Origin of the sequence: Dialister succinatiphilus (assembly GCF_928721695.1) — a bacterium.
GTDB lineage: Bacteria > Bacillota > Negativicutes > Veillonellales > Dialisteraceae > Dialister > Dialister succinatiphilus.
Genome location: NZ_OV788641.1, coordinates 1,063,991 through 1,077,339, shown reverse-complemented (window position 1 = coordinate 1,077,339; position 13,349 = coordinate 1,063,991). Strand labels below are relative to the sequence as shown.

Annotated in this window: 11 protein-coding genes; 4 read left to right on the top strand and 7 right to left on the bottom strand. The window is 48.9% G+C overall.

Annotated elements, in window-relative coordinates; translation table 11 throughout:
* The first annotated feature begins 131 nt into the window (after positions 1-131).
* A complete protein-coding gene (locus tag NW747_RS04485) occupies positions 132-515 on the top strand; it encodes a hypothetical protein (RefSeq protein WP_273188157.1) in 384 nt (127 codons plus the stop codon).
* Positions 516-956: 441 nt separating this feature from the next.
* The gene (locus tag NW747_RS04480) at positions 957-1,181 is read left to right on the top strand and encodes a DUF2188 domain-containing protein (RefSeq protein WP_273188156.1); all 225 of its coding nucleotides are present in this window, start codon (positions 957-959) and stop codon (positions 1,179-1,181) included.
* A gap of 278 nt (positions 1,182-1,459) precedes the next feature.
* Here NW747_RS04480 and NW747_RS04475 read toward each other — a convergent pair whose 3' ends face one another.
* The 3 genes from NW747_RS04475 to NW747_RS04465 all read right to left on the bottom strand — a co-directional run bounded on the left by NW747_RS04475 (position 1,460) and on the right by NW747_RS04465 (position 5,938).
* Positions 1,460-2,215: an ATP-binding protein gene (locus NW747_RS04475; RefSeq protein WP_273185728.1), complete on the bottom strand. Its 756-nt coding sequence runs from the start codon at positions 2,213-2,215 to the stop codon at positions 1,460-1,462.
* Positions 2,212-3,789: an IS21 family transposase gene (istA, locus tag NW747_RS04470; RefSeq protein WP_273185725.1), complete on the bottom strand. Its 1,578-nt coding sequence runs from the start codon at positions 3,787-3,789 to the stop codon at positions 2,212-2,214. The genes NW747_RS04475 and istA overlap by 4 nt, the downstream gene beginning before the upstream one ends.
* A gap of 685 nt (positions 3,790-4,474) precedes the next feature.
* The gene (locus NW747_RS04465) at positions 4,475-5,938 is read right to left on the bottom strand and encodes an ISLre2 family transposase (protein ID WP_273186357.1); all 1,464 of its coding nucleotides are present in this window, start codon (positions 5,936-5,938) and stop codon (positions 4,475-4,477) included.
* 618 nt (positions 5,939-6,556) lie between these two features.
* Between NW747_RS04465 and NW747_RS04460 the strand changes: the two genes are divergently transcribed.
* Together NW747_RS04460 and NW747_RS04455 are read left to right on the top strand one after the other, a co-directional pair.
* Positions 6,557-6,907 carry a hypothetical protein gene (locus NW747_RS04460; protein WP_273185784.1) on the top strand — a complete coding sequence of 117 codons (351 nt, stop codon included), beginning with the start codon at positions 6,557-6,559 and terminating at the stop codon, positions 6,905-6,907.
* Complete coding sequence (locus NW747_RS04455) at positions 6,904-7,764, top strand: IS3 family transposase (protein WP_273185781.1); 861 nt, start codon at positions 6,904-6,906, stop codon at positions 7,762-7,764. The genes NW747_RS04460 and NW747_RS04455 overlap by 4 nt, the downstream gene beginning before the upstream one ends.
* Positions 7,765-8,019: 255 nt before the next feature.
* Here NW747_RS04455 and NW747_RS04450 read toward each other — a convergent pair whose 3' ends face one another.
* From NW747_RS04450 to NW747_RS04435, 4 genes are all read right to left on the bottom strand, one after another.
* Positions 8,020-9,537 carry a capsule assembly Wzi family protein gene (locus tag NW747_RS04450; RefSeq protein WP_273188155.1) on the bottom strand — a complete coding sequence of 506 codons (1,518 nt, stop codon included), beginning with the start codon at positions 9,535-9,537 and terminating at the stop codon, positions 8,020-8,022.
* A gap of 965 nt (positions 9,538-10,502) precedes the next feature.
* Positions 10,503-11,363 (bottom strand): IS3 family transposase, encoded by an 861-nt coding sequence (locus NW747_RS04445; protein WP_273185781.1) that lies wholly within the window; start codon positions 11,361-11,363, stop codon positions 10,503-10,505.
* Positions 11,360-11,710 (bottom strand): hypothetical protein, encoded by a 351-nt coding sequence (locus NW747_RS04440; protein WP_273185784.1) that lies wholly within the window; start codon positions 11,708-11,710, stop codon positions 11,360-11,362. The genes NW747_RS04445 and NW747_RS04440 overlap by 4 nt, the downstream gene beginning before the upstream one ends.
* A gap of 752 nt (positions 11,711-12,462) precedes the next feature.
* On the bottom strand, positions 12,463-13,257 hold the full coding sequence (locus NW747_RS04435) for a tyrosine-protein phosphatase (protein WP_270441861.1): 795 nt from the start codon (positions 13,255-13,257) through the stop codon (positions 12,463-12,465).
* Positions 13,258-13,349 lie beyond the last annotated feature (92 nt).

The window sequence follows — 13,349 nt, the reverse complement described above, 5'->3', positions numbered from 1 at the left end:
AATTATTGGCGGCCAAATGAAGTACCGAGGAAAACTTGACACTTTTTGAAGATTTTTTTGTGCAATGTGCAGTTGTAATCCGGCTACCAAAATGCTATAATTACCATTAGATAGAAAGCGAGGTGAAAGCCATGGATCTTTCCAACTTCAAGCCCTTCAATTTTCAAGAAGGAGTCCCATATCTTTCCGTCACAGAAAACGGAGTCACATTCAACAAGGCTGTCACACTAAAGATGCAAAAGCCTGAATACGTACTTTTCCTGATAGACCGGCAGGAGAAGATGGTGGCTTTGAAGGCATGTGATGAGAAAACGCCAAACGCGGTGAAGTTCTTTAACACAAACCGCAACAATACCATCTTATCCGTTCGCTGGAACAGCAGGGACCTACTGAACACATTGTCCCAGCTAATGGATTGGGATTTATCCAAAGGCGGCTACCGGATTTCCGGCACTTTCTATCAGGAAGATAATGTAATCCTCTTTGATTTGAAGGAATCCATTATCATCAAGTAGTTATTTCGCGGTACACCCGCTAAATAAAAAAAGGATCAATGAAGTGCCAGCTTCATTGATCCCTTTGAAATAGAGAGCGAGTGTAACCTACCCTTTACTTCAGCTATCATTGTTAGTATAGGACACAAAGCCCCCTGTTTCAAGTTTTGCCAAGAATTATCTGTTTTACGATGTCGATTCGTAGGTAGTTTTTGAGTTGAAAGCAGGAGGTTTTTATTATGACTTACAAGCGAAATACTCGTCGAAACAAAAGATGCCGTATCATCTACCGTGCCTCTATGAAAACCAAAAGCGGCAAAGTTATTTTCGCTGCCGATTACGGTCTCAAGGCCTTCATCATCAAAGTTTATTACTGATATCAATCGGTAGTTTTTATCAGGATTGGCGCGGAGGTTGTAGGTTCCTTCCCTTCTTATTTTCTTTATCGAAAGGATCACATATATGGGCAAAAATATTCATGTCACGAATCACTCCCAAGGTGGATATCAGGTAAAATCTTCTGGTAGTTCAAAAGCCTACCGTAGAACAGAGACCCAGCGCAAAGCCATTGAAATCGGTAGAGAGCTGGCACGTAATCAGCATAGCGAACTTGTCATTCATGGCAGAGATGGAAAAATCCGTCAGAAGGACTCCTATGGCAATGACCCCTTCCCACCTAAGGGATAATGAGAAAAGCAGGCAGTACATCCTATGCGTGTACTGCCTGCTTTTTATTTGGCTATATTGGTAATAATTCCCCATCATTTTTTCATGACTACATCCAGTATTTTCTGCTTTAAACGCCTGTCTTTTGTTAGTATATCATCATCTTTCAATTACATCGTGAATATTCCGCAACAGGTGTACCGCCTATCCGAAAAAGCGGTACCGCCTTTCCGCGGAAAGTGTACCGCTTATCCGCCAAGGTGTACCGCTTATTCTTTAGGTTATGATGTTAAAATAATTTAGTCATTTTTCGCATCGGTGCTATTCAAATATTCTCTCATATTCATTGATCCGCAATTGATGTGGTAGGCATTGTGAATGATTCTGTCCATAATCGCATCGGCCAGAACCCCATCACCGAGGCGCGGATACCATTCTGAGCTTTTGTACTGGGAACAGAAAATAGTAGAATGGGCATCGTACCTGTTTTCCAAGATTTCAAGAAGATACTGCTGCTCCACTTCCGTCGGCATCTCGAGAAGCCATTCGTCGATGATGAGGAGATCGTAGCCGGAGAACTTCTTTACAATGCTGGCCACGCTCCGTCCGACTTCGGTTCCATAATTGAACTGTTCCATAAGCTCCGGCATGCGGAAATACTTGACCCTGTACAGATGGCGGCAGGCCTCTTTCCCTAAAGCACAGGCGAGGTGGGTCTTTCCTACTCCGGTAAATCCGTTGATGATCAGATTCTTATGGCGTTCAATGTAACCGCAGCTGGCATAGCCCAGGATTTCTTCGCGGCTGAAACCTCTTCCCTGCAGGATAAGGGTGTGAACATCGGCATCAGGATAGCGAAACTTAGCAATATGCGTCAGCCTCCGGATGCGATCATCCAATTTTACTGAATAGCATTCATCGATGGCCAGTGTCAGCCTCGAATCGAAGTCCAAAGGGGCATAAGATTCCAGATCACTCTGCTGGTTCTGCAGGGCTTCTACCAGAGGTTCCATTTTCATGTTGCGGAGTTTCCGCTGTGTTTCTTCATTGATCATTTTGTCTTTCCTCCATAATAGTCTGCGCCGCGGATGTAAGCGCCTTTTTCGGAAATACTGTGTTTTCCGGTATTTTCATAACGGGCGGAATGTACGCCGTCCAGGATTTTGTCTTGATTGTTCCCCAATACAGCTTTAAGATAGTTGTAGCGGGGCGATGTTGTGTGGGCTAAAGCATACTGGCAGGCATTCTCGAAGCGGTCCTTCGGATATTTCTGACTGAGATGCAGAACGGCCAATGAAGCATTATAGCCCTGCTCTTTTATGGTTACACTGTCAAAGATCCTCCTGATGACTTCCGACGTACACGGTCCGATTTTCCCGGCCCAGGCACAGATGCGATCTTTGTCCATTTCCGGCTGGTTGAATTCATCCGGCATATCTCCCGGGCGTGTGGAATAGTGGTTGGTCATGTAGTCAGGAAATCTGATGTGGGAGGCAATACGCCGGTTTCCGCAGTAGATTTCCACAAGTTTGTCGGTGTAACGGATGTCCACGGACTGCCCGCGGTATACGTAGGGAACGGAGTACCAGTTTTTCTTAAAGGAAACGTGGAAATTGGGATATACTTTCCTTCCCAGAATAACCGCGGCGATTTCATAAGGAGCTCGTGGAAGAGCCCGGAGATATTTCTTCTCGTCCAGCCATACTTCATAGCGGCTTCCCTGCCTTTTCTGGAAGGGCTGCCGGTTGTACTTATCTGTAGCAGTTACTACATCCTTCTGCAGCTCGCCAAGAGTAAAGTAAACCTTATTGCGAAGACGGGCGATGATAGCGGTGGCAATATTTCCAACCGTATTCTCCACGGATGCTTTCTGCTTGGGCTTCCGCACACCGGCAGGCATAATAGCAGTTGAATAATGAAGCCCAAGTGCCTCATAGGCGTCGGTGAGAACCACTTCACCCTCTTTGGGATGCTTCACAACGCCGGTTTTGAGATTGTCACAGACTGTCCGCACAGGAACGCCGCCAAATGCCTCGTACATGTGGACATGGCACCGGAGCCATGTATCCATCTTCATATCCAGCGTGGCCTCCACGTAGGCATACCTGCTGTATGTGAGGCAGGAAACAAAGAGATGCACGGAAATGGTCGCGCCGGTATCACGGTCGATGATCTGCATGGTCGGCCCGCTCCAATCGACCTCGCACTGGGCTCCGGGCTTATGCTCCAGATGATTGGTCAGGTCATGGGTTGTGCAGTACCGGCCGTAATCCTCACAGAACTTGGTATGCCCTACAGCAATGTTTCCATTCTGGTGACACCTGTCACGATACTCCGTCCAGAGCAATGAAAGAGTCACACCCGGCTTCTTGAGCTCTTTATGGATGGATTCGTAATCCGGCAGCTCGTACATGTCTGAACCTTCCGGTCGGTCAGGGAAGAAGAGCTTTTGTAGTGCTGCATCATCCAGCTTGCGGATGCCCGCATAAGTGATGCCCTTCTTCCGCGCTGTTCGCAGTACGGTAGTAATCGTACTCCTCGACATGTGACGGGAGCGGGAAATCTCATCTTGAGACATTCCGCGGTCATGGAGCTCCAGGATGAGCCGGATCCTGGCAAAATTGGCCATATTAAAAGGCCTCCTTTCATAGAACAAAGGGAAATACTACGTCCCTGTTTTCATTCTATGGCAGGAAGCCATATATTAATATATTTATTAAAAGAATTTAGGAGTATTTCAGCTGGCATGTACACCAATAGTTCAAGAAGTTACCTAAAAATGGCAAGCGGTACACCTCGGCGGACAAACGGTACACCTTGGCGGACAGGCGGTACACCTACTGCGGAATACTCATACATCGTAAGCAGTAAATAATCGTTGCATGTTAAAATCTTATCGGGTCTGAGGCACTATCCATATCCGATGAGATTTCTCATTTAAATCCTTTTAGTATTCCTTGAGACCTGGGAAGAGATTTCTCCAATGTAGTATCATGCTGTTGAGTACTATGTGCCATGAGAGCCTCCCGATACACCACCGTGAGCCATACGAATGGAAATGACTGCACCAATTGCATTTTCACTCCAAATTTCTCCAGTTTTTGTTATAATATCCATGAGGAAAGCCCTTTCTTTGTTTTATTTGTGCACGGAAATTATAACATTTCCACTCAAGGGGAGGCTTCCCTCTTTTATTGTGTCTGGGAAATTCCCCTACCGAGTAAAATTTTACACTAAGGCCTGCGTAAGTGTCAAGTTTTCCTCGGTAATTCATTTGACTGTCGATGATTACTATCTCCGTGGCTTCGGTTTAATCAGTATTTCTGTATAGCTCTGGCCAGTCTCCCCATTGGTGAAGAAGAAGCTCCATAAACGCCTATACGCCCCTCCAGGCATCCTGGCCTATAGTTTCTCATTTTACGCTTCTGCGCCTCACTCCGGACATTCTGGGCGATTTTACGCTCTGCCTGCACCGCAGCCTTGTGCATGGCTCTATCCATCTTTTTGTAGCTTTTCCCATTAGCATGGTACAGGAGAGCTGCTGTAAGTGTTTTATTCTTCCGGGCGGTCAATACCCAAACCATACACTCCATTCCCTCGCTGGACCAGCTCCGTCCCTGCCGCTTCATGCGATAGCTATAGAACCGGTGGTTTGTTTCTGCAGTCCCCAGGTGAATCTCTGTATGGATGCCGCGCTGACTCAGGCTGGGGATATAGGGGGCATTTCTCTCCAGATAGCTCTGCAGCTTGTCTACCTCCTCCAAATCCTCCTCTGTCCGGGCACAGCTCCGGGCAGTGTCCATCCATACGGGAATCTGTTTCATAATATTGTCGGTCCGGTGAAGTTCTCGGATAATACGGTCTATCAGTTTCCTGTTGCAGAAGCTGAGCCGGGTCCGGATCTTTTCATGCACATGATAGCAGTCGCGGAAGTGCTGGTGATCCAGGCAGCCTTCTACCATTCGCTCAAAGTCCTGAAACTGGTATCCGGACCCTCCATCCCCATTCGACAGCACTGTGGTCTTAGACAGGTCATAGTGCCCAAGCAGATAGCTTCTTACCATTGCAAAAAGTTCTTTTCTGCTGGTAGATGCAAAGCAGCGAAGTCCTACCAGTTCTGTCCTGTTGCCATTTTTCCTGACTCCCTCATATATCTGGAGGCGGTGCACTTCCGAAACGCTGCCTTTCTCCTTGTTCTTGAGTACAATTCCATCTCCTTCAATCGCTATAATTTCCGGCTGTGTCGGCTTTTCAACCTTTTCCTCTTCTGCCAATGCTTTTTCATAAGTCTTCGCCTTCTCGCCGGCATAGTTCTTGAGTGAGATAACGGACTGATGGGAGATGGTAATCCCGGCCAGGCTTTGCAGGAGTTCGCTGGCACTGCGAGATGTGGTAATTGCAACAGCCTCGACAATCCGCTCAATCATTCCCAAGCTGTAGTGCTTTCTGGACTCAAAGCCCATTTTGCAGTCCAGGGGATAGAAGCTCTTCCCTTCTTTCTGCAGAAGTCTTCGTGTATAGGTCAGCTCTCCATAGCGGCAGCAAATCGTCCTAGAGTCCCGGCGCGCCACACGCCACCCCTGTGCCTTGTAAATCTGATACAGCTCAGTGTCAATACGCGCCAGGGCCATAGCTATAAGCTGACAGTTCATTTCAGTGAGCCAATGAGTTAGCTTCCTTTCAGCCTCGATAGAGTCATCAGATTCCTTAATGAGAGAAATGACTGCACCAATTGCATTTTCACTCCAAATTTCTCCAGTTTTTGTTATAATATCCATGAGGAAAGCCCTTTCTTTGTTTTATTCTTTGCCACGGAAATTATAACATTTCCACTCAAGGGGAGGCTTTCCTCTTTTATTGTTTCTGGAAAAATTCCCTTACCGAGTAAAATTTTACACTAAGGTTCTTGTCATAGTGGCCTACGGCCACCCCTTCCACCACTTCGTGGTCCCCCTCCCCCTGCAAGCAGGGGGAGGCAAGGTTTGGAATTATCGCTCCTCGCCTCCATGTTTCTTGCCCACCCCCACTTAGGGGGTGGGTGGCGAGCGGAGCGAGACGGAAGGGGGCGTCAGTGCAATGGTAAATGATGGTGGGTGCCCCTTTATGTTTGATGGCACCCTTTCCTTTGACAGAGTTCTTATGCCCGCTCTGCGGGCATCGACCGCTTGGAGCAACCCCCTTCCACCACTTCGTGGTCCCCCTCCCCCCGCAAGCGGGGGGAGGCAAGATTTGAGGTAGAGACGCGGTCCCCCTCCCCCTGCAAGCGGGAGAGGTGAAGTGGTAAACTAAAATTGGACACAGAGGGGGTAATCTTTAGACATACAAGTGTACACTGCATAGGCAGTGCAAAATAAGCACTGGACAGAGTATCCCCTTTACTGGACAGGAGGTTTGCCATGAAGTACACGAAAGAACAAAGATTGGACATCGGTCGACGAATTTACTACAGCGAAATAAGCCGGTATGAAGCCGCAGAAGAATATGGCATCAGTGAGCAGACCGCACGGAATTACATGAGAATGTATCGGGATGCCAATCGGCTGCCGCCCAAACGCGGACAGAGATCCATCAGCGCACTTTCTTTCAAGAAAGAGCCGGCAGAGCTGGATGAACTGAAATCTATGACAAAGGAGGAATTGATCCAGGAGCTGATTAAAGCCAGGATCACAGAAGCAAGGCTAAAAAAAGGATACGAGGTGAAGGGAGATGGTACGGTCATTCTATACGCCAGCAAGACTACCAAGTGATTATGGAACTGTCAGGAGAAATCCCAGTGAAGATTCTATGTAAAGCAATGGGCATCCAGCGGAGCAGTTTCTACGCATGGAAGAAGCATCTTTCTCATCCTTCGGAAAGAGAGAAGAACCTTGCAAGCAATGTCAGGCTGTTTCAAGAATACCACTTGAAGTATCCATCGCATGGTTACCGCTGGCTGAATGCCAAGATACGCCTGGACAAAAACATTGTCCTGTCTGACCCCTATGCTCATAAGTGTTGCAAGATTGCGGGAATCAAGAGCAAGTCCAAGCATTACCGCTACAAGAAGGCTGGAGATCCGGCGCGAATATTCCCCAATCTGCTCCTGTCAGAGATGCAGATTGACGGGCCAATGCAGTGCATCGTGAGCGATATGACAGCGTTTTATGTGAAGGGCACCTACTACGAACTGACTCTTTACATGGATCTCTGGAACGATGAGATTGTCAGCCATTCCCTTTCGGCAAAGCGTGGCGACCGCATGACCTATATCAGTGGGCTGAAAGATCTGATTGCATGGAAGGAGCAACATCCGGAGCACCAAATGATTCTGCACACGGACCAGGGATCTGTCTACGCATCTAAGGCCTACAACGACCTGTTGCCCATGTACGGCATTACCCGGTCGATGTCACGTGCCGGAACGCCGACAGATAACGCTGCAATGGAATCTGTCAATGGATGGATTAAGGCCGAGATGTTCATGGACTTACACGTGACCGGGGAGAAGTCCGTCGCGGAAGAGGTGGATAATTACATCCATTTCTTTAACGAATATAGGCCGGCCTATACATTGGGCTACCTGACGCCGAAGCAGTACCGAGAACGCCATATTTTTAACTGCTGAACTTATTCAAGTTATAGTTGGCATGAAGTGTCTGTCGGTTCCCGAGGCAATGTTGGAAGATTCACTGCGCCTTGTACAAGTATTCAATTTTTATGCCTAATTTTTTTAGTTTCGTGTCCAATTTTTGTTGACAAGTGCAGAGGCAAGATTTGAGGTTAATCGCCCCTCTCCTCCATGTTTTTCTTGCCCACCCCCACTTAGGGGGTGGGTGGCGAGCGGAGCGAGACGGAAGGGGGCGTCAGAAAGTAGAACTTCTCAAAAGTTCCACTCCACTTTGACTCCGCCGAAGTAGTCATGGTCAGTGCCGTGGTTTTTAACTCCGGCATAGCCCAGGGTGCCGTCAAGGTACATATTGCCATGAAGTTTCATGCGGCCTGTGATTCCGGCTTCATTCACGGTGGCACCGTCCCGGTTTTTCTGACGTTCTGTGCGAAGGCCGTAGAAAGAGAGTGTTTTTTCTCCAGGCAGGTAATGGTTAATGCGGGCGTAGTACTTTCTTGCATCATTTCCCATATCATCGCCCATAATGTCTCCGCTGTAGGTCCATCCATTCTGGAATACCCAGTGGCTGTACCATACGTCTGTGGTTTTAGCGGTTTCCAGGATCATGTCCCAGGAACCATCCGCATTCAATTTCGGGATATAGGTGCCCAGACGCCAGCCCCATTTGCTTGGGAGGCCTCCGGCCTGGTCTTCGCCCATGAATTCACCATAGAACTGAAAGGCGGGGAAGCGGAGTTTGAAATCGAAGCCGCCGATGTCATCCCATTTGTCGTTATTGTCTTCATTAGAGCCAAATGTCCATTTCCGCCAGTCTGACCGGTCCATACTGTGGTGTTTCCCGCCCATCATGGATACGCGGGAAGCGCCAAGGGTGACCCAGTCTGCCGGTGTCAGGTCGACGCGAAGGCCCAGGATACCGGGATGATCATAATCGGTGACGCCTCTGCCCTGCGCATCGGACGCTCTGTCTTTATCCAGCTGCCCGTAGAAGGCATGGAAATCGAAGTCTCCCAGAAAATGGAAGAAACCGCCGATTTTGACCGGATTGGCAAGGTGGGCCTGCAGTGTGGTAAGAGGTTTCATCTGATTTCCCAGGAGGAGATGTCCGCTGTACCCTTCACCCCAGGTGAGAGCCTGTCGGCCTGCTTCGAAGGCAAAAGAACCTGCCCTGGTCTTGATGTAGGCTTCTTCCAGGGAAGCAGTGCCGTCGTTATCCTTATCCCAGGATGTGCGCCCTTTGATGGAAATAGCCGTTTCATGCCCAATGTTACCGGATACTTCAGCCGAAAGGGCCAGATTTCCATTTCTTCCATACTTGTGACCATTCCTGTTTGCTCCAAAGGGAGCCCAGCTGCCGGAATCGGTGGCATCGCTGTAGCTGAACCGGTCAGCTTTCAGGTAGTCCCCTTCGACTGCCACGCTTCTAAGGCGCAGGGTGTCTTCCGTGGGATTGCCTTTAAGGGAGGCCATTTCCGGGGCCAGGTAGTTTTCCAGTGCTTTCAGCTCATCAGCCAGATAGGCCGGCATAGGTTTTTCTGCTGATTTTTCTTCAGCTTCCAGGCACCAGCGGGCCATCTGCATACGGCTGTAGGGGCGGGCGCCATTCGGAAGTGTCTTCAGGTATCCCATGCCGGATAATTTATCAATATAGGAATAGTAAACACTGTCTACGGATACGTTGGCAGTGGTTCTGTCTGCGGCCATAACAAAAGCCGGGCCGGTTAATGCCAGTATAACCGCCGCAGCAAGGGTTTTCTTTACGATTTGCATATTCTATCTTTTCCTCCTTAGGCAAGTGATGATTCATTCATGTCGAGCCCCATGACGCAGCAGTGCATGAGAATTCTTAAAAAGGCAGACTCTATATCTGAATCGGTGTTTCCTCAGAACAGGCGGTAAAGACGTGAAACGCCCTTCCTGTCAAAGGGTGTTTTATGTGTTGAAATAGCTGTATCGGACAGGAAGCCGCAGGCTGTCTTCCCGCAAGATGAGTGATCTGATTCACCTGCCCCTTTATGTTTGATGGCACCCTTTCCTTTGACAGAGTTCTTATGCCCGCTTCGCAGGCATCGACCGCTTTAAGGCACCCCCCTTCCACCACTTCGTGGTCCCCCTCCCCCCCGCGAGCGGGGGGAGGCAAGGTTTGAGGTAGAGACGCGGTCCCCCTCCCCCTGCAAGCAGGGGGAGGCAAGGGTTTGGGTTAATCGCCCCTCTCCTCCATCTTTTTCTTGCCCACCCCCACTTAGGGGGGTGGGTGGCGAGCGGAGCGAGACGGAAGGGGGCATCCATGTTTTTCTTGCCCACCCCCACTTGGGGGGGGGTGGGTGGCGAGCGGAGCGAGACGGAAGGGGGCATCCATGTTTTCTTGCCCACCCCCACTTAGGGGGTGGGTGGCGAGCGGAGCGAGACGGAAGGGGGCATCCATCTTTTTCTTGCCCACCCCCACTTAGGGGGGTGGGTGGCGAGCGGAGTGAGACGGAAGGGGGCGTCCATCTTTTTCTTGCCCACCCCCACTTGGGGGGTGGGTGGCGAGCGGAGCGAGACGGAAGGGGGCATCCATCTTTTTCTTGCCCACCCCCACTCAGGGGGTGGGTGGTGCACTTGTCAACAAAAATTGGACACGAAACTAAAAAAATTAGGCATAAAAATTGAATACTTGTACAAGGCGCAGTGAATCTTCCAACATTGCCTCGGGAACCGACAGACACTTCATGCCAACTATAACTTGAATAAGTTCAGCAGTTAAAAATATGGCGTTCTCGGTACTGCTTCGGCGTCAGGTAGCCCAATGTATAGGCCGGCCTATATTCGTTAAAGAAATGGATGTAATTATCCACCTCTTCCGCGACGGACTTCTCCCCGGTCACGTGTAAGTCCATGAACATCTCGGCCTTAATCCATCCATTGACAGATTCCATTGCAGCGTTATCTGTCGGCGTTCCGGCACGTGACATCGACCGGGTAATGCCGTACATGGGCAACAGGTCGTTGTAGGCCTTAGATGCGTAGACAGATCCCTGGTCCGTGTGCAGAATCATTTGGTGCTCCGGATGTTGCTCCTTCCATGCAATCAGATCTTTCAGCCCACTGATATAGGTCATGCGGTCGCCACGCTTTGCCGAAAGGGAATGGCTGACAATCTCATCGTTCCAGAGATCCATGTAAAGAGTCAGTTCGTAGTAGGTGCCCTTCACATAAAACGCTGTCATATCGCTCACGATGCACTGCATTGGCCCGTCAATCTGCATCTCTGACAGGAGCAGATTGGGGAATATTCGCGCCGGATCTCCAGCCTTCTTGTAGCGGTAATGCTTGGACTTGCTCTTGATTCCCGCAATCTTGCAACACTTATGAGCATAGGGGTCAGACAGGACAATGTTTTTGTCCAGGCGTATCTTGGCATTCAGCCAGCGGTAACCATGCGATGGATACTTCAAGTGGTATTCTTGAAACAGCCTGACATTGCTTGCAAGGTTCTTCTCTCTTTCCGAAGGATGAGAAAGATGCTTCTTCCATGCGTAGAAACTGCTCCGCTGGATGCCCATTGCTTTACATAGAATCTTCACTGGGATTTCTCCTGACAGTTCCATAATCACTTGGTAGTCTTGCTGGCGTATAGAATGACCGTACCATCTCCCTTCACCTCGTATCCTTTTTTTAGCCTTGCTTCTGTGATCCTGGCTTTAATCAGCTCCTGGATCAATTCCTCCTTTGTCATAGATTTCAGTTCATCCAGCTCTGCCGGCTCTTTCTTGAAAGAAAGTGCGCTGATGGATCTCTGTCCGCGTTTGGGCGGCAGCCGATTGGCATCCCGATACATTCTCATGTAATTCCGTGCGGTCTGCTCACTGATGCCATATTCTTCTGCGGCTTCATACCGGCTTATTTCGCTGTAGTAAATTCGTCGACCGATGTCCAATCTTTGTTCTTTCGTGTACTTCATGGCAAACCTCCTGTCCAGTAAAGGGGATACTCTGTCCAGTGCTTATTTTGCACTGCCTATGCAGTGTACACTTGTATGTCTAAAGATTACCCCCTCTGTGTCCAATTTTAGTTTACCACTTCAGTGGCGAGCGCAGCGAGACGGAAGGGGGCATCCATGTTTTCTTGCCCCCCACTCAGGGGGTGGGTGGCGAGCTGAGCGAGACGGAAGGGGGCATCAGTGCAATGGTGCCCCTTTCTATTCGGGATGCCCTTTCTTTACTCGCTGTGATTGAAGTTTTTTATGTTCATCATATTATAGCACCCTATAGCTTAGGTTAAAGCACAGATTTAACATTATGCCAAAAATATATAGATACCATCCGTTTTATAAAAGCATTGCCTGTTTTCTATACTCCGGATTCTGATTTTTCATGATTGGGGATGTAAAGGATAGATGGCATGAAATAAAGATTACATAAAAAGGACTGTGAAAAAATGGTCATCATTTCTTCATAGCCCTTTTTCTATGTTTTTCCTGACGGAAAGCTGAAGCCCCCGGGTCATCTCGAATGGGGGTACGTGCCGATATGAATCATAAAGGCTTTGGGCTCTATGGAAATGCTGAGCCGGAAATCTCCTGCCACCCTGCTCACTGTACCATGGAGAGGTGGGATTTCAGTACTCCGCAGCGCTGGCGCCGAAATGATAGTGGTCACTGTGTCATTCATGCATTTTTCACAGCCCCCATTCCAAGCTCGTCCTTTATTCCAATTATTTTCCAAAAAGGCGGGCAAAGAATCCCTTCTTTTTCATTTCATAGGCATCGGGAATTTTCGGATAAAAAACGCGATTTTTTAAAATCATTTCAGCATTCCTGCTGCAGGTTTCCCAAAATTCTCCGCTTCCGGTGAATCGGTCAATCGCCTCATGGGCCTTGCGAGTATCAGGATTTCTCCAATCTGTCCTGTGCCCATCACTTCCCAGAAAGCAGATCATATGATGGCGATATAGATTCTCTACATTTTTCTGCGCATCTTCGCCAAAAAGTCCGTCAAAGCTTCCTACATTGCTCTGCGTGAGAAGTCCATCCTGCATCCAGCGAAAAACCGTTTCCGGATGACGCATAATACGGTGGTACCTCTCCGGATGAGCCAGTATTAGTATATATCCCCGAAGCTGGAGCTCATAAAAAAGCTTAGACACCATTTCCGGTTCGCTCTGTGGCGTGAGTTCTACCAGCAGATAATGGGTACCACCCAGGCAGTAATCTGTATTCTCTCCGCCAGGCAAGTACTGCAGCGTGTCGTAATCGAGACTGACTTCTGCCCCGGTATGAATGGTGATGGGAATCCCCTCTGCATCAGCCTTCTGCTGCAGCTCCGCCACTCTCTCCTCAATGGAAGACCAGGAAGGCACCACCTCATGGCGATGCATATGGGGAGTAGCAAAAATATGGGTGGTGCCGGATGCAGCTGCCTGCCTGAGCATGCCCAGGGACATGGTCTCGGATCGGGAGCCGTCATCCCCCTCTATATCATAAAGTATGTGAGAATGTATATCGATCATAGGCGATTCTCCTTTTCAAGGTTATGTTTTATGGTTCTAAGCTCTTTGTTCTGATTTTTTTCCTGTCTTCCCTTACGGGCACAGGAAAGGGG